The organism is Mycobacterium sp. TY815 (genome assembly GCF_030755135.1).
GTDB lineage: Bacteria > Actinomycetota > Actinomycetes > Mycobacteriales > Mycobacteriaceae > Mycobacterium.
The window spans coordinates 2,922,024-2,938,938 of the sequence record NZ_JAUFRX010000001.1; the positions used below are offsets into that span (position 1 = coordinate 2,922,024).

Sequence of the window (16,915 nt, forward strand, 5' to 3'; positions counted from 1 at the left end):
TCAGTCACCGTGTTCCGTTGTTGTCGTGTGCCACCCGCCGGCGGGCCGAGCGAGCTGCGGATCCGCGACGTGGACCAGATGGATCGGCTCGCAGACCCAGCCCCGCGGCAGTGGCTCCGCGGCAGGGGCGGCGGTCTCCGTGATCCAAATCGGCGGTACAGTCAGGCGCCCCAGGGGTTTTCCCCGACCGAGAGCGGCGGCGCAGTCGCCCGCACTCCCGGGGCCCGGTGAGAGGCAAGCCAATGCCGCCGCCTTGTTGAGTCCATTCAGATAGAAGATCGCGAAGTCGGACGGGGCGCTCAGGGACGCCAGCCTGGACAGAGAGGCTGTGATCGGCGACAGAGTCACGTCGAAGGAAGCCAGTGGCGAACGGCAGAGCGCACGCAGCGCATCGGGAATCGTCGCGATCACCTGGCACCCAGCCGAGATGATCTCCGGGCCTACCCGCAGCGCCCAGGCGCGAGAAGGCGGGCAGGAGGCACCGCCTTGTGCTGTCGACACGGGCGTCCCACCGGGCGGCGGAGTGAACGGAGTCAATACCGCGGCTTCGGCCGACGCACGGGCGTAGGCATACATTGCATTGGCGTTTGTCGTCCACATCTGCTCGTACGCCGCGTCGATCTCCGCGATCGCCGGACTCGTTTGGCCCAGGCAATTGGTCGCGGACAAGGAAAGCCGATGCGCGCGGTTCGCGCTGATGTGGTCCGGGTGAACCAAGGCCGCGAAGGCCGACTCGTGGGCGCTCGCCGCCGCCGAGGCCCGGGTAGCCGCCTGCTCGGCTTGGGTCGCGGTGAGTGCGAGCCACCTCAGGTACGGTGTGGCGGCGTCGCGCATCGCGATCGCCGCGGCGCCTTTCCATTCCTCTGCGAGCGTCGCGGTCGCCTCACGGCAATATGCCACCGTCTCCGAGAGATTCGCCGCCAGCCGGTCCCAGGCATCGGCGGCCTGCAACAATGATTCCGATCCGGGACCGGAATGCATTCGGCCGGAATTGATCTCCGGCGCCTGCCTCCCGAAATCCATCCCTAGCCCTGGTGAGTTGAGCCGGAGCGCAGGCTCTTGACGGCGTCGGGATCGTCTTCGGTCACTCCGACTTTCGCCGCACCGCCCGGCGATCCGAGGTCCGCAAAAAAAGCAGCGTTGATCTGAAGGTACTGACTGAACTCGGCGGGCAAATCTTCTTCGTAACTGATGGACTCGACCGGGCATACCGGTTCGCAGGCACCGCAGTCAACGCACTCGTCAGGGTGGATGTAAAGCATCCGGAGGCCCTCGTATATGCAGTCGACAGGGCATTCCTCCACGCATGCCTTGTCTTTGATGTCGACGCAGGGTTCAGCTATCACGTATGTCACTAATGTTCCTCCCCACTTATTGCTGAACGGCAAGTTCGGCAGGTCTGTTGCGGGCTCAACGCCTTCGCGGCGGCCGATAGCGGCCAAGGAGAAATAGCGTCACACCGCAACAGAATCGGCGCGTCCCTGTGCCGATCATGGCTCCGATTCTTCCGCGAAGAATCGGGCGGCAGTAGAGGGTCTGATGTTGTGAAGTCACACGGTTAGGTTGTGTCAGTTCGGGTGCGCCGCATAACGAATGGCCATCCAGGAACAGGTCAGCGGATGCGCTGCGATAAAGCGCAGCGTCTTGCCAGCTCATTACAAGCTAATTGTGATTTCGTGGAAACATGGCGTTAAGTTCCTATATGCCCGAACTCGCCTCGTTCGAAGTTCTGTTGGCGATCGCGGAGACCGGCAGTCTTGGTGGAGCTGCCCGTGAACTAGGAATGACCCAGCAGGGAGTATCCAGACGCCTTGCGTCGATGGAAGCCCAAGCAGGCGTGGCCTTAGCCGTTCGGACGACGCGTGGCTCGGATCTCACACCCGCAGGAGTCGTCGTCGCCGAGTGGGCCGCCCGCCTGCTCGACGTCGCCCGCGACATCGACGCCGGCCTCGGCTCCCTCCGCGAAGGGCGTCGCCAGCGGATCAAGGTGGCGGCCAGCCAGACGATAGCCGAGCACCTCATGCCCCAGTGGCTGCTGTCTCTGCAGGCCGCCAACAGTCATGGCGACGCCGCCCCACAGGTGATTCTGACCGCCACCACCAGCGAGCAGGCCATCGCGGCGGTCCGGCACGGCGCCGTCGATCTTGGCTTCGTCGAAAAGCCAGGTCCATTAACGGGATTGGGTAGCTGCGTGGTGGGACACGACGAACTGGTCGTGGTAGTGCCGCCGAGCCACAAATGGGCTCGGCGATCACCGGTCATCAGCGCCCTCGAGTTGGCCCAGACACCGCTGGTTTGCCGCGAACCCCATTCCGGTATCCGCGATTCACTCACTGTGGCGCTGCTTCATGTGCTCGGCGACAACCTGCGGCAGCCGCCGCCGGTGCTCGAACTATCCTCGGCAGCAGCGGTTCGTGCTGCCGTCCTGGCCGGTGCGGGACCGGCGGCTATGAGCCGGCTGGCCGTGGGCGACGATCTCGCGGTGGGCCGATTGCGTGCCATTGCCGTGCCCGAACTCGATCTGGGACGGCAACTTCGTGCGGTCTGGGTGGGCGGACGGACTCCCCCCGCCGGCGCCATACGGACGCTGCTGCGCCACATCAGTAGCCTCCGTTGTGAGCAACCGGCATCAGCTGACGAGCTGACTCTGGAAAGGACCTAGCAGGCGACTCCTGCCGGTGCACGGTGCGAGCTTAGGAAAGGTGCAAACCGCATTCGGTCTTGCTTCGTCCCTGCCAGCGCCCGCTGCGGGGATCGGCCCCCACCGCCGGCCTGGCGGTGCACGGCTCGCAGCCGATGGACAAATAGCCCTCATCCACCAGCGGGTTCACCCATACATTGTTCTCGGCGATGTAGTTCTGGACATCCTGTTCGGTCCATGCAGCCAGCGGATTGACCTTCACCAGGTGAAATACCTCATCAAAGGAGATCAGCGGGGCGTTGGCGCGAGACGGCGCCTCCACCCGGCGCAGCCCGCTCACCCACGCGGAGAATCCGCGCAGCGCCCTGGCCAACGGGACAACCTTGCGCAGCCGACAGCATTCGTTGGGGTCGCGGGCGAACAGATCGCTACCCATCAACTCGTCCTGCTCGGCCACGGTGTGCGCGGGCGTGATGTTCAGGAGCCCGATGTCGTAGCGGGCATCGATCGCATCACGACTGCCTATGGTTTCCGCGAAGTGGTAACCGGTGTCCAGGAATATGACCGGAACTCCTGGGCGGACCTTGACGGCGTGATCGATCAGCACGGCGTCCTGCATGTTCGAGGCGACGACGTAGTCGCACGAAGACTGCCCATCGACTTCCGTTGCACCGCCGAAGGTCTCGTCCGTCCAGCGCAACAGATCGGCAGCGCCGGCACCGGCCAGCTCCGCCGCCCCCCGGTCGGCCAGCTCACGCAGCCGGACCTCATTGCGATCGTTCACAGCCGACTCATTCCGTCGCCCCCGTTATGAATGCGCTTCTGAAGCAGAGTTTTCCAGTCTCCCGGAGCTCAATGGCCCGGCGCGCTCCTTCATCAGGGCCATGACTTCAATCCTGCCCCGCCGGAATCGATTTCAGTAGAGATTGGCAGTTGTGACCCCACACGAATGAGTTGTGACCGCATGGCTGCCGAAGTCTGATGAATGGCAGTACCACGTCCAGAGCAAGCGCATATTCAAAATTGCAGCTGCACAACGTATTTCATTCATTTGCTGCGGAGCGCGCGACTTTACCGCCCCCTCCCTTCAGCAACTCTTCAGGTATTGCCCAGCAGTTTGCAGCCTCGAAATCTGCGTCATGACGCCACCGGCCTGGCAACCTGGTTTCTCGATGCCGTTACACCAGCGGGGAATTCGAGGATTGTGATGGAACAGCAGGTCCTGAGCCAAGACGGGGAATCACCATCGAACCCGGGCTGCCCCACAGAGAGAGCCATCGGCTCGCGACCGCACTGGGAGAGGGTTCGAAGCCCGATGCGACGCTCGCGTCATATTGCACATTGGGATCCCGAGGATCTGACCGCCTGGGAAGGGGGCAACAACGTCATTGCGCGGCGCAATCTGATCTGTTCGGTGATGACGGTGCACCTCGGCTACTCGATATGGTCTTTGTGGGCGGTGATGGCGCTGTTCATGCCCGAGGACGTATACGGATTTTCTGCGGCCGACAAGCTCCTGCTCAGTTCCACCGCCACGCTGGTCGGAGCGTGCCTGCGCATTCCCTATGCGCTGGGCACTCCGATCTTCGGAGCTCGTGTGTGGACGGTCTTCTCCGCTTGGGTGCTGATCATTCCCACGGTCGGAGCGATGGTGCTGCTGGACCATCCGGGGCTGCCGTTGTGGCCCTACCTGGTGTGCGCAGGCCTCAGCGGGTTGGGCGGCGGAAATTTCGCGGCGTCGATGTCCAATGCGAACGCCTTCTATCCGCACCGACTCAAGGGGCGGGCGCTGGGGTTGACCGGGGGGCTCGGCAACCTCGGTGTCGCCGGAATCCAGATGGTGGGGCTGCTGGTCATCGCGCTTGCCGGAGACCGGCAGCCATACTGGGTTTGCGCGGTGTACCTCGTGCTCCTGGCGGTGACCGGACTCGCGGGGACGCTGTTCATGAATGACCTGGAGCAACACCGGATCCAGGCGCCTCACCTCGCAAGGATCCTGCCGTCCATCCTGTCCAACCGGAACACCTGGTTTCTCGCCCTGCTCTATCTCGGCACCTTCGGCTCGTTCATCGGCTTCGCATTTGCGTTCGGCCAGATCATGCATATGGAGTTCCGTGCCGACGGAGAGAGTGCCGGGCAGGCGTCGCTGCACGCCGCGGCGCTGAGCTTTATCGGACCGCTGGTGGCGGCGGCAGCCAGAATTTACGGGGGCCGGCTTGCTGACCGGTGCGGCGGGAGCCGCGTCACCCTCGCGGTGTTCACCGCCATGGTGCCCGCCACCGGTGTGGTGCTCATCATGAGCACTCTCGACGACCAGTCCGGCGGCGACTCCGGAGCCACGATGGTCGGCTACATCGGCGGCTTCATCGCCTTGTTCATTCTTGCCGGCCTCGGCAACGGTTCGGTCTACAAGATGATTCCGACACTTTTCGAGGCCTCCAGCAACTCCGCGGAACTCGACGCTGCCGGACATCCCTCACCACGTGTCATCTCGGGAGTGGTAATCGGCTTCGTCGCGGGTCTCGGCTCACTGGGTGGCGTGGGCATCAACCTCGCTCTGCGGCAGTCCTACCTCAGCACCGGCTCCGAAACCTGCGCGTTCTGGATCTTCATGTGCTACTACGCCGCTGCCGGGCTGCTGACCTGGGCGGCATACGTGCGCCGACCCGCCCTGGCGTCAGTTGGGCAATGAGTCACCGGATTCACCCTCGCGGCTCGGGTAAAAACCCGATCGACCTGTCGCGAAACCACTTACGATGCCGACCATGCCCACGCCAGAAGACCTCGACAGCGTCCTAGCAAATCTCAGTGCGCGGGTCGCCGCGGTGGAACGAACGCAGGCCGACTATCGCTCGATGACCGAAGCGATCAAGGCGTTCGGCGACACTCAGCAATTGCTGGCCGATGTGCTGCGGTCGAATATCAGCGAGATGCGATCGACGGCCGACGATTCCAATCAGCGCATCCGCGCCCTCGAGGCGTCCGTTGCGACGATCGTGGGGCTGCTCGGGCAGTCGATTCAGCGCTGACCGACTACAAGAGCGTCATCTGCCCGGGCTCCGGCTCTGCCGGCTCCAACAGCTCCGGTCCGTTGTTGCGGATGTTGTTGACCAGCTTCGATACCTCGCGGAGCTCGATGTCGTGCACATCCGGTGGACGGGCCAGCAACTCGGGATCCAGCGGCGCATCCGGATTCAACCAGGCATCCCAGTCGCCCTCGCCGAGCATCAGCGGCATGCGGTCGTGAATTTCGGCCAGCTCGCCCACGGCGTCGGTGGTGATGATGGTGCAACTCAGCAGCGGCTTGGCTTCTTTGTCCGCCTTCCACACCGACCACAACCCGGCGGCGAACAGCGGTTCGCCATCGCTGCGATACATGAAAAACGGCGTCTTGCCCGCTTTCTTGGCCGTGCCCCCGTCGGGATTCGCGCGCCATTCGTAGTAGCCGTCCATGGGCACCAGGCACCGTTTGCTCTTGGCCGAAGCCCGGAAGGCGGGCGACGTGGCGACCTTGTCGGCACGGGCGTTGATCAGCAGCGGGCCCTTGTTCTCCGGCGCGCCATCCGGACCCGCCTTGACCCAGGGCGGCAACAGGCCCCACCGCATCAGCCGCACCCGGCGGGTGGCCTGGTCGTCCGGCTCGTCATGGCGGGTCACCACCGTCGCGATCGTGGTGGTGGGCGCCACGTTGTAGTTGGGCTCGGACGCCCGTTCGTCGGTGCCCGTGGCCTCGTCGATTGCCTTGATCTTCTCGGCCAGCAGGGCCGGATCGGTGGTGACTGCAAAACGTCCACACATATCTCCAATGGTGGCAGACATGGCTGACACGGAATGATGGACCGGTGAGCGCATGGCAGGCCCCCTCCACGACGGCGCCGGTGCACGCCACCGTCACCGTTCCAGGCTCGAAATCCCAGACCAACCGCACCCTGATCCTGGCTGCGCTGGCGGCCGCGCAGGGCCGGGGCACCTCCACCATCACCGGCGCCCTGCGCAGCCGCGACACCGACCTGATGATCGGCGCGCTGCAGACGCTGGGCCTGCATGTCGAGGGCGCCGGGTCCGGCCTGACGGTCAGCGGCCGCATCGACCCCGCCCCCGATGCCCGGGTGGACTGCGGGCTGGCCGGCACCGTCCTGCGCTTCGTGCCACCACTGGCCGCGCTGAGCGCCGGCGCGGTCACCTTCGACGGCGACGAGCAGGCGCGCGCCCGGCCGATCGCCCCGCTGCTCGACGCGCTGCGCGGACTGGGCGTGCCGGTGGACGGCTCGGGATTGCCGTTCCGGGTGCAGGGCAACGGCGCGGTGGCGGGTGGCACCGTGGCCATCGACGCCTCGGCGTCCTCGCAGTTCGTCTCAGGCCTGCTGCTGTCCGGCGCGTCCTTCACCGAGGGCCTGACGGTGCAGCACACCGGTGCGTCGCTGCCGTCGGCACCGCACATCGCCATGACGGTGGCCATGCTGCGGCAGGCCGGTGTGGTCGTCGACGACGCGCAGCCCAACCGATGGCAGGTGCTGCCCGGCACCGTCGCGGCACGGCACTGGGAGGTCGAACCCGACCTGACCAACGCGGTCGCATTCCTCGCCGCGGCGGTGGTGACCGGCGGCACCGTACGCATCACCGGCTGGCCGCAGCACAGCGTGCAGCCTGCCGCACACATCATGGACGTGCTGAACAAGACGGGTGCTGTCGTCACACAGGGTGATTCGATCCTGGAGGTACGGGGCGCGGCGGACTACGACGGCTTCGACGTCGACCTGCGCGACGTGGGCGAGCTGACACCGACGGTGGCGGCGCTGGCGGCCCTGGCAGCGACGGGCGCCACCTCCCGGCTGAGCGGTATCGCGCACCTGCGCGGCCACGAGACCGACCGGTTGGCCGCACTGAGCACCGAGATCAACCGCCTCGGCGGCGACTGCCGGGAAACCGAAGACGGACTGGTGATCACCGCGACGCCGCTGCGGGCGGGCCTCTGGCACGCCTACGCCGATCACCGGATGGCGATGGCGGGCGCCATCGTCGGGTTGCGGGTTCCCGGCGTCGAAGTCGACGACATCGCCGCGACCACCAAGACGCTGCCCGAATTCCCGCAACTGTGGGGCGACATGGTGGGTTCTAACGCTTGAGGCCTGGCGACTACGACGAATCCGACGTCAAGGTCCGATCCGGCAAGGGATCGCGGCCCCGGACCAAGACTCGTCCGCAGCACGCCGACGCCGAGTCCGCCATGGTGGTCAGTGTCGACCGCGGCCGCTGGGGATGTGTCCTGGGCGGGGACCCCGAGCGCCGCGTCGTCGCCATGCGGGCCCGCGAACTGGGTCGCACCCCGATCGTTGTGGGCGACGACGTGGACATCGTCGGTGACCTGTCCGGGCGAACCGACACCCTGGCCCGCATCGTCCGTCGCGGTCCCCGACGAACGGTGTTGCGGCGCACCGCCGATGACACCGACCCGACCGAACGGGTGGTGGTCGCCAATGCCGATCAGCTGCTGATGGTGGTGGCCCTGGCCGACCCGCCGCCGCGCAGCGGTCTGGTGGACCGCGCGCTGATCGCCGCGTACGCCGGCGGCCTGCGGCCCATCCTGTGTCTGACCAAGACCGACCTGGCGCCGCCTGAACCGTTCGCCGAGCAGTTCGTCGACCTGGACCTCACGGTGGTGGCCGCGGGCGTCGACGATCCGCTACTGGCAGTGGCCGACCTGCTCGACGACAAGATCACGGTACTGCTGGGACATTCCGGGGTGGGCAAGTCGACCTTGGTCAACCGCCTGGTGCCCGCTGCGGACCGGGCGGTCGGTGAGGTCACCGACATCGGCCGTGGCCGGCACACCTCCACGCAGTCGGTCGCGCTCCCGCTGGCGAACGGCGGCTGGGTGATCGACACGCCCGGCATCCGCTCGTTCGGGCTGGCGCATATTCAGCCGGACGACGTGATGAAGGCGTTCTCCGATCTCTCCGACGCCATCGAAGACTGCCCGCGCGGCTGCGGCCACATGGGCCCACCGGCCGACCCCGAATGCGCGCTGGACGCGCTTGCCGGGACCGCGCCGCGTCGCATCGCGGCGGCGCGCCGGCTGCTGGCCACCCTCAGGGAGACTTGACCACCCGCATACCCAGCTCGTCCGCCGGCACGAGATGCCCTTCAGCGCAACGTATCTGGACTTCGGCTGCGGCGCCGCAACCCAGGTGTTCCAGCCTGAGCCGATGGCGCCCCGGCAGATGCCGCTGCCCCCACTGGAACATCGACCACACCACCGGCATGAACTCGATGCCGGACTCGGTGAGCACATACTCGTCGCGGCTGCGCTGCCCGGGCTCCCGGTAGGGCCGGCGCTCCAGCAGCCCCAGGTCGACGAGCTCGGCCAGCCGCGCCGAGGTTGCCGCCTTGGTGATGCCCACCCGGCGGGCGAAGTCGTCGAACCGGGTGGTGCCGTAGTAGGCCTCGCGCATGATCAGCATCGCGGACTTGGTGCCGACCACGGCCATGGTCTTCTCAATCGCGCACTCCCCGACCGCCGACCACGCATCCCGATCGGCCAGCCTGCCCTGCAGCATTGTCACGCACATCACCTCCCGACCTGGGTTGCTTTCACTATACCTAGGTGTTATAGCTGGATATAGCAGAACATACTCAGCTGCTGGACTCAAGGAGGAGCCATGACCCGTGACGCCGTAATCGTCGGCGCTGTTCGCACCCCCGTCGGCAAAGGCAAGGCCAACGGTGCGTTGCACGACGTGCTGCCGGCCGACCTGCTGGCACACAGCCTGCGCGAGGTGGTGGCCCGTACCGGCGTGGACCCGGCCCGGATCGACGACGTCATCGCCGGCGCCGTCACCCAGGTCGGCGACCAGGCCGTCAACATCGCCCGTAATGCGTTGCTGGGAGCCGGTTTTCCGGAGTCGGTGCCCGGAACCACGGTCGACCGGCAGTGCGGCAGCAGCCAGCAGGCGATCAGCTTTGCCGCCCAGGGCGTGATCGCGGGCGCCTACGACATCGTCATCGCCGCCGGCGTGGAGTCGATGAGCCGGGTACCGATGGGCACCTCGGTGTTGCCGGGCAGCAACCCGTTCGGCGAGGACATGACGCGGCGCTACCCAGACGGACTCGTCCCACAGGGCATCAGCGCGGAGCTGATCGCCGCGAAGTGGGGCTTCTCGCGCGCCCAACTCGACGAGTTCTCCGCGGCCAGCCACGAGAAGGCCGCCCGTGCCACCAAGGACGGATTGTTCGACAACGAACTCATCCCGATCGCCGGGCTGTCCACCGACGAGATCATCCGCCCGGGCACGACAGTCGACACGCTGGCCGGGTTGAAGCCGGCGTTCTACAGCGAAGCCACGGCGGCCCGGTTCCCGCAGATCACCTGGCAGATCACGCCGGGCAATTCCTCGCCGCTGTCCGACGGCAGCGCCGCGGTGATGATCACCAGCAGCGAGGTGGCGGCGAAGCTGGGCCTGAAGCCGCTGGCCCGCATCCACACCGCCACCGCGGTGGGCTCCGACCCGCTCTACATGCTGACCGGGGTCATACCCGCCACCGAACGAGTGCTGCAGCGTGCCGGACTGACGCTGGCCGACATCGATCTGTTCGAGGTCAACGAGGCGTTCGCGCCGGTTGTCCTGGCGTGGGCGAAAGACGTCGACGGGGACCAGACTGGCATCCTCGAGCGGACCAACGTCAACGGCGGCGCCATCGCGATCGGCCACCCGCTGGGCGCCAGCGGCGCCCGCATCATGACCACCATGGTCAATGCTTTGGAGCAGCGTGGCGGACGTTACGCGCTGCAGACGATGTGCGAGGGCGGCGGCATGGCCAACGCCACTATCGTCGAGCGCCTGGGCCGATGACACGCGAAATCCAGTTCGACGGCGTGCGGGTGCGCTACGACAGCAGCAAGAGTTACGACGAGGTGGTTGCCGCGTTGCTGGCCGACATCGGCCGGCAACCGGTCCCCATCGCCGCGGTCACCCAACCGTGCGACGACTGGGACACCTATCGGGCCACCGTCGAAAAGCACGTCGGACCAAGCGGTTTCATGCTCTTCGCGCTGATCGATCATGGCACCTGGCTGCCAAATGCGGGCATCGAACGCCGGGCGCTGCGGGTCATTCTCGGCAATCCCCTGATTGCGATCACCATGCTGCGCCACGACGTGACCGCGGGCCTGTTCGCCCCGGTCGAACTGCTGATCCTGGACGAGCCGGACGGCAGCAGTCTGACCTACGTCAAACCGTCGTCGCTGATGGTCGTCGAGCCGAATCCGGAGTTGCTCAGCGCCGCAGAGCAACTCGACGCCAAGCTGGCGGCGTTGGCCGAGAAGGTCACCTCAGATTCTGAGCGAGGAACAACCTAGCCCGGCGACGCCGTGGTGGGCGAAGGCAGCCCAGTAACCCCGTACCTTGCGACCCAGTTCGATGTCGATCGGGTCAGGCCCGGGACCGAGCATCGGCGCGTCGGCCCAGCACTCCGGTGTGCCGAACAGGAGCGGCAATTCGATGCAGTGACAGGCGCGAAGCGGTGCGCCCGGCGGTGCCCAGTCCACCCGGAAGGTCGCGGCCGCACCGCCGTTCGATGTCCAGAACTTGGCGAGCTCACGCGCCGGCGCGCCGAATATTCGCCTCGTCAGAACGTCGCCCACTATTCGTGCGATGACCCGGCCCGGTAGACCCAGACGCGCGAGTCGCCGGCCTCGGGAGTCCATCGCGACGAAGGCGTCGGCATCATTGCGGGTGTAGCCGACGAGGAGCTCGACCCGGCCTGCCGCCTCGGCGAGTACCCGGCTTTCGTCGCGCGCGGACGGCAGCGGGTCGGTACCGGCGATCGGCGCGAACGGGAAACCGCCGAGCATGCCGAATCGCTGTGCGGTTGTCACGGCGGCATTCTGGGCGTCGAGCAGCTGTTCGACGGTGGCCTCGCCGGGTGCGACACCGGCGAGGGCGGCAAGCACCGCCTCCCGCATGGCAGCCGTCATCGCCTGCCTGCCCTTGCGCAGGCCGAGTGGCGCGCTTTGCAGGATTGCGCGGGTGAACAGACCCGCGGTCTGGCTGCTGAGCATCAGCGACAGCACCGAATCTCCGCCTGCCGATTGACCGAAGATCGTCACACGCGACGGGTCGCCGCCGAACGCCGCGATGTACTGCTGGGTCCACCGCAACGCCAGAATCTGATCCCGCAGCCCCAGATTGGCTGCCCCGTCGGGGCTGAGGTATCCGAAGATGCCCAGACGGTAGCTGACGTTGACGACGACGACCCGGCCTTCCCTGACCAGCGCGTCGGGGTCGTACTTGGGCGCCTCACCGCTGCCCGACATGTACGCGCCGCCGTGGAACCACACCATCACCGGCAACCCCTGGGCGTCACGAGGCGCGGTGACCGAAAGCACCTGACAGTGCTCGCTTTTCGCCAGATCGTCGGCTATCGGCCCATTGACGAAGTCCAACCGCGACGGCAACTGCGGGCATGCCGCACCGCGCCGGGTCGCGTCCAGCACATCCCGGTGCCGCGGCGCGGGCACCGGCGCGGCGAATCGCCCGGCGGTCGCATAGGGGATGCCGCGGGCCCTGACAAGAGTGCCGTCGTCGTCGACAAGCACTGGGCCGCAACCCAGCTCGAGGAGTCTCGCTGCCACCGGGTCAGCTACCGCAGCCGTGGCAATCCGAGTATCTGCGCGGCCTCCTCAGCAGTGGCCACGGCACGTCCGGCTTGTTCGCAGAGCTCCACGGCCTCGTTCACGAGTTCCACGTTGGTCGGGGTGCGGTCACCCCGGTAGAACTCCAGTCCCAGGTGCAGGTGCCCGCCGCGCTCGAGCGCGAGCCTGGCCAGCGGGCTGGCGCACAGGTCACCTCCGACGACGGAGACTGCCCACGGAATGTCACACCCCGCAAGCAGTTCCAGATACGCCTCAAGTGCACGCTCGGTCGGGGGCAGCCCGAACGGCGCTCCCAGGTAGCCCAGTTCGGTGGAGAAGTAGAGCTTGATCATCGCGCCCTGCGGCAACCTCCCCGCTCGCCACCAGGCGAGGGTGGTCCGCAGGAAGCCGGGTTCGTAGATGGCCAGACTGGGACCCAGTCCGGCTTGGTGGCAGATCTCGAACGCGCGGCTGATGGTGTCAAAGGAGTTGCTGTAGACCAGATTTCCGGTGGGAACGCCATCGGCGTCGGTGCCGCCGAGGTTGACCGACCCGGGATCGGCCAGCCCGACACGCAGCCCGGCCGCGGCGAGCGGAAGAAGGTGTTCATACGAGATGGAAAAGCCCTCGCCGAAGTGGATCGTTGGGTAGAGCAGCGCGTCGGGCCGGGCCGCGAGGACGGGCCGCCACGCTTGCAGATAACGCTCGGCGGCCTCCTCCACACTCACGCCGTAGCGGTCGATGTGGTTGTGGATGATCGCCGCACCGGCCTCGATGCAGGCCAGCGCGTCGGCGGTGATCTCCGAAGGATCAACGGGCACATGGGGATTGGCCGACTTCGGAGTTGCGCCGTTGATGGCGCACTCGATGATGACGGGACCCACGTACTCAGAGCCAGCCGGTGCGGGCCGCGGCCACCGGCTCGGGAGGTGACGGGGCCAACTGGCCCTCGCGCACCCCGTCGAGCATCCGCTTGACGGTGGCGACGATCTCGGGCGCCGTTGCGGCGAGCCCGGTCAGGTCGGCTTCGGTGACGTCGGAGGCGTCGACGCCGGCCCGCTCCAGCACCGCGGCCGGATCGGCCAGTTGACCGGCCAGCCACGACACCGGATCGGCGGAAAGCTCAGGGACGAAGTGCCGCCGCCCGGGCTCCCATCCGTCGAACCGGGGGTGGTGATGGGCGCGGTCCAGGGTGCCCGGCGGGCTCTCGGTGGATCCGAACAGGTCCACCCGCCATACCGGCCGGGTGAACGTGATCGGGATGCCGGCGTAGATCGAGCCCTGCGGATCGGCCCGGTCGACCAGACGGAGTTCGAGCCGCACTCCCCGTTCCGGGGTTTCCTGACCTGTCATCGGGGACGGGTCGACGAAGTACATGTCGCCGACGACCACACCCAGGGTTTCGAATCCGAACGCTGCGAGCATCTATCGAGCGTAGTCCCGGTTGCCCCGCAGTGCCCCCGGCGCACTCGCCGGAACCGCCGGGCTGACCGGCGGCACCGGATCGACGCGGACGTAGGACGAGCCCAGGGGCGGGCGCGGATCCCGCTCGCCCTTGTTCGGCCACAGCGACGCGGCGCGCTCGGCCAGCGCGGTGATGGTGAGCGACGGATTCACGCCCAGGTTCGCGGTGATGGTCGAGCCGTCGATGACGTGCAAACCGGGGTGCCCGTGCATGCGGTGGTAGGGGTCCACGACACCGTCTGCCGCGGTCTCGCCGATGACACAGCCGCCGATGAAGTGACCCGTCATCGGAATGTCCGCCAGATCCGCCCAGGCCCCGCCGGCGATGCCGTCGGTGTGCTCGGCCGCCCGGCGGGCGACCTCGTGGCCGACGGGTATCCAGGTCGGGTTCGGCTCGCCCACGCCTTGCCGGGTCACCATGCGCCGACCGAACAGCCCACGCCTGGTGAAGGTGGTGAGCGAGTTGTCGTGAGTCTGCATCACCAGCAGCGGGATGGTCTGTTGCGACCAGCGGCGCGGGTTGAGCAGCCGGCGCAGGTCCTGGCGTTGGCGCACAAGCTCTTTCATCCCGGTCCGCCAGCGGCCACGCCGTCTTCCGACACCGTCCAGTCCATCGACGAGGACCGTGCCCATCAGCCCCATCAGGTTGGAGTCGTGACCGTAACGACAGGGTTCGACGTGGGTGTGCTCGTCCGGGTGGATCGACGACGTGATGGCGACTCCCTCGGAGTAGTCGACATCGTCACGGCGCGCCCGCACCGCCAGAATGGCCTCGGAGTTGGTGCGCGACAACTCCCCCAGTCGCGGCGAGATGCGCGGGAGGCTGCCGCCGTCGCGCAGCCGGTGCAGCAGGCGCTGGGTGCCGAGCGCGGCCGCCGAGAACACCACCTGCTCGGCGGTGAACGTCCGGCGCCGGCGGCGGATCTTGCTCCCGGTGCGACGGGTTATCACGTCGTAGCCGCCGTCGCCGCGTGGCCGGACATCGACCACGGTGGTCAGCGGATGGATTGTCGCGCCGAGTTTTTCGGCCAGGTACAGGTAGTTCTTGACCAGCGTGTTCTTGGCATTGTGCCGGCAGCCGGTCATGCACTCGCCGCAGTGCAGGCAGGCGTTGCGGTTCGGGCCGGCACCACCGAAATAGGGGTCACCCACCGGCGCACCCGGCGCGGCCAGGCCTTCCGCGTCGCTGAAACACACCCCGACGGGGGTGGCGTGAAAGGAGTCGGCGACGCCCAGGTCGGTGGCGATCTGCAACATCACCTTGTCCGAAGGTGTTGTGCGCGGATAGGTTTCGACGCCGAGCATCCGGGTGGCCTGGTCGTACCAGGGGGTGAGCTCGTCTTTCCAGTCGGTGATGCCGCTCCAGCGCGGGTCGGCGAAGAACGAGTCCCCGGGCTGGTACAGCGTGTTGGCATAGACCAGCGAGCCACCGCCCACCCCGGCGCCACTGAGCACCACAGCGTCCGACAACACGTCGATCCGCTGGATGCCGTAGCAGCCGACCGACGGCTTGAACAGGTAATCCCGTACGTGCCAGCTGTTCTTGGCGAAGTCCTCGTCGCGGAACCGCCGGCCCGCTTCGAGAACGCCTACCCGGTAACCCTTTTCGCTCAGGCGCAGTGCGGTCACGCTGCCGCCGAAGCCGGACCCGATGACGAGCACGTCGTAGTCGAAGCCAGTCATGCGTTGACCTCCGCCCGTACCGGTAGCACTTCGTGATAGTCGTCGAGAGCCGCGAACCGGGTGCGGCGCTGATATTCGTGGACCAGTCCCGGCCAGTTGGTGGTAACCCGGCCCGACGAGGTGCGGTACCAGGAGTCGCAGGTGGTCCACACCCCGCGCTCCAGGCGGGACTGCACCCCCGAGTCGTAGGACTGCTCGACATCGCGCCGGACCTCGAATGCCCGAGCCACCCCGCCGCGGGCCAGCTCCTGCACGATCTGCCGGATGTAGCGGGCCTGCTGTTCCATCATCAGGATGATCGAGCTGCTGCCGAGATTGGTGTTGGGGCCGTAGATCAGGAACATGTTCGGAAAGCCCGGAACGGCCATGCCGAGGTGGGCGCGGGCGCCCTCGGCCCACTCGGTGTGCAGGTCGCGGCCCTCGCGGCCGGTGATGGTCATCGGGGCGAGGAATTCGGTGGCCTTGAATCCGGTGCCGTAGATGATCACGTCGACCTCGTGCAGCCGGCCGTCCGCGGTGCGCACGCCCGTCGGCGTCACCTCGCGGATGGTGCCGGTCTCGACGTCGACGTTGTCGCACGCCAGGGCCTGGTACCACTCACTGCTGAACAGCACGCGCTTGCAGCCGATCGGATAGTCGGGCGTGAGCTTGGCCCGCAGCACCGGATCCTTGATGTGGCGCTTGAGGTTTGACATCGCGAGGGTCTTCAGCACCCGCGCCAGCGGGGCCGCCTTGGTCAGCGCGAAGCCCAGTAGTTCGGTGGTCTCCCAGATGGTTCCGCGCATGGCGGCGGCGAATCCGGGGACCTTCGCGAACGCGGCGTGGTGCTTGTCGGTGTAGGCGCGATCCAGCTTGGGCACCACGTAGGGCGCGGAGCGCTGAAAGACCGTCACCTGCGCCGCATCCTGGCGGATGCGCGGGACGAACTGGATCGCCGATGCGCCGGTGCCCAGGACGGCCACCCGCTTGCCGGTCAGGTCGACGTCGTGGCGCCATTGCGCGGAGTGGAACGAGGGACCGGCGAACGTGTCGAGCCCCGGGATGTTCGGCAGCGCCGGCCGCGACAGCTGCCCGACCGCGGGCACCAGCACGTCGGCTTTGAGGGTGTCGCCGGACGAGGTCGTCACCCGCCAGGTGGCGGTGCCGTCGTCGTATTCGGCGGAGGTGACCTCGACGCCGGTGCGCACCAGTCCGCGCAGACCGAACCGGTCGGCGGTGTCGTGGATGTAGTCCAGGATGTCGGGCTGCTCGGCGTACCGCCTGCCCCAGTCGGTCTTGCGGGAGAAGGAGTAGGAGTACAGGTTCGACGGGACGTCGCAGGCGGCGCCGGGGTAGGTGTTCTCCCGCCACACGCCGCCGATGTCGTCGGCCTTCTCCAGCACCGTGACGTCGGCGAGACCGTCCTTGGACAGCTCGTAGGCGGCGGCCAGGCCTCCGAAGCCGGCCCCGATCACTAAAACGCGGGGTGTCGATGTCATACGTTCGACGTTAGAGGC

17 protein-coding genes are annotated in these 16,915 nt (G+C 67.1%); 7 read left to right on the forward strand and 10 right to left on the reverse strand.

Annotated elements, in window-relative coordinates; translation table 11 throughout:
* Both QXK92_RS12565 and fdxA read right to left on the reverse strand, forming a co-directional pair.
* On the reverse strand, positions 1–1,023 hold the full coding sequence (locus tag QXK92_RS12565; protein WP_306241936.1) for a PPE family protein: 1,023 nt from the start codon (positions 1,021–1,023) through the stop codon (positions 1–3).
* A 2-nt stretch (positions 1,024–1,025) separates the two neighbouring features.
* Positions 1,026–1,355, reverse strand: a complete 330-nt coding sequence (gene fdxA / locus QXK92_RS12570; RefSeq protein WP_306244381.1) for a ferredoxin — start codon at positions 1,353–1,355, stop codon at positions 1,026–1,028.
* Between the two features lie 329 nt (positions 1,356–1,684).
* On the opposite strand from fdxA, the gene QXK92_RS12575 reads away from it, so the two are divergent.
* Positions 1,685–2,662: a LysR family transcriptional regulator gene (locus QXK92_RS12575; RefSeq protein ID WP_306241937.1), complete on the forward strand. Its 978-nt coding sequence runs from the start codon at positions 1,685–1,687 to the stop codon at positions 2,660–2,662.
* Between the two features lie 31 nt (positions 2,663–2,693).
* Here the strand turns inward: QXK92_RS12575 and QXK92_RS12580 are convergent, their stop codons facing one another.
* A complete protein-coding gene (locus tag QXK92_RS12580; protein WP_306241938.1) occupies positions 2,694–3,425 on the reverse strand; it encodes a phosphoadenylyl-sulfate reductase in 732 nt (243 codons plus the stop codon).
* A gap of 423 nt (positions 3,426–3,848) precedes the next feature.
* Here QXK92_RS12580 and QXK92_RS12585 point away from each other — a divergent pair, with 423 nt between their 5' ends.
* Positions 3,849–5,333: a NarK/NasA family nitrate transporter gene (locus tag QXK92_RS12585; protein WP_306241939.1), complete on the forward strand. Its 1,485-nt coding sequence runs from the start codon at positions 3,849–3,851 to the stop codon at positions 5,331–5,333.
* A gap of 73 nt (positions 5,334–5,406) precedes the next feature.
* On the forward strand, positions 5,407–5,670 hold the full coding sequence (locus QXK92_RS12590; protein ID WP_306241940.1) for a hypothetical protein: 264 nt from the start codon (positions 5,407–5,409) through the stop codon (positions 5,668–5,670).
* Between the two features lie 4 nt (positions 5,671–5,674).
* Here QXK92_RS12590 and QXK92_RS12595 read toward each other — a convergent pair whose 3' ends face one another.
* Complete coding sequence (locus QXK92_RS12595; protein WP_306241941.1) at positions 5,675–6,439, reverse strand: SOS response-associated peptidase; 765 nt, start codon at positions 6,437–6,439, stop codon at positions 5,675–5,677.
* A gap of 44 nt (positions 6,440–6,483) precedes the next feature.
* On the opposite strand from QXK92_RS12595, the gene aroA reads away from it, so the two are divergent.
* Positions 6,484–7,767, forward strand: a complete 1,284-nt coding sequence (gene aroA, locus QXK92_RS12600; RefSeq protein ID WP_306241942.1) for a 3-phosphoshikimate 1-carboxyvinyltransferase — start codon at positions 6,484–6,486, stop codon at positions 7,765–7,767.
* Entirely contained in the window at positions 7,764–8,744 is a 981-nt protein-coding gene (gene rsgA, locus QXK92_RS12605) for a ribosome small subunit-dependent GTPase A (RefSeq protein WP_306241943.1), read from the forward strand. Before aroA ends, rsgA begins: the two co-directional genes overlap by 4 nt.
* Here the strand turns inward: rsgA and QXK92_RS12610 are convergent.
* Entirely contained in the window at positions 8,731–9,204 is a 474-nt protein-coding gene (locus QXK92_RS12610; RefSeq protein ID WP_306241945.1) for a helix-turn-helix domain-containing protein, read from the reverse strand. The two genes, rsgA and QXK92_RS12610, sit on opposite strands and share 14 nt — an antisense overlap.
* Positions 9,205–9,300: 96 nt before the next feature.
* On the opposite strand from QXK92_RS12610, the gene QXK92_RS12615 reads away from it, so the two are divergent.
* Together QXK92_RS12615 and QXK92_RS12620 are read left to right on the forward strand one after the other, a co-directional pair.
* A complete protein-coding gene (locus QXK92_RS12615; protein WP_306241946.1) occupies positions 9,301–10,491 on the forward strand; it encodes a thiolase family protein in 1,191 nt (396 codons plus the stop codon).
* Complete coding sequence (locus QXK92_RS12620) at positions 10,488–10,997, forward strand: DUF302 domain-containing protein (RefSeq protein ID WP_306241947.1); 510 nt, start codon at positions 10,488–10,490, stop codon at positions 10,995–10,997. The genes QXK92_RS12615 and QXK92_RS12620 overlap by 4 nt, the downstream gene beginning before the upstream one ends.
* On the opposite strand, the gene QXK92_RS12625 is transcribed toward QXK92_RS12620, so the two are convergent.
* Genes QXK92_RS12625 through QXK92_RS12645 form a run of 5 tightly spaced genes read right to left on the reverse strand, consistent with a single transcriptional unit; the run spans position 10,971 to position 16,897 of the window.
* On the reverse strand, positions 10,971–12,272 hold the full coding sequence (locus QXK92_RS12625; protein WP_306241948.1) for a carboxylesterase family protein: 1,302 nt from the start codon (positions 12,270–12,272) through the stop codon (positions 10,971–10,973). The two genes, QXK92_RS12620 and QXK92_RS12625, sit on opposite strands and share 27 nt — an antisense overlap.
* 8 nt (positions 12,273–12,280) lie before the next feature.
* Positions 12,281–13,156 carry a 3-keto-5-aminohexanoate cleavage protein gene (locus tag QXK92_RS12630; protein ID WP_306241949.1) on the reverse strand — a complete coding sequence of 292 codons (876 nt, stop codon included), beginning with the start codon at positions 13,154–13,156 and terminating at the stop codon, positions 12,281–12,283.
* 4 nt (positions 13,157–13,160) lie between these two features.
* Positions 13,161–13,697, reverse strand: a complete 537-nt coding sequence (locus QXK92_RS12635) for a hypothetical protein (protein WP_306241950.1) — start codon at positions 13,695–13,697, stop codon at positions 13,161–13,163.
* A complete protein-coding gene (locus QXK92_RS12640; protein WP_306241951.1) occupies positions 13,698–15,419 on the reverse strand; it encodes a GMC oxidoreductase in 1,722 nt (573 codons plus the stop codon).
* Positions 15,416–16,897 carry an NAD(P)/FAD-dependent oxidoreductase gene (locus QXK92_RS12645; RefSeq protein WP_306241952.1) on the reverse strand — a complete coding sequence of 494 codons (1,482 nt, stop codon included), beginning with the start codon at positions 16,895–16,897 and terminating at the stop codon, positions 15,416–15,418. The genes QXK92_RS12640 and QXK92_RS12645 overlap by 4 nt, the downstream gene beginning before the upstream one ends.
* Between the last annotated feature and the right edge of the window lie 18 nt (positions 16,898–16,915).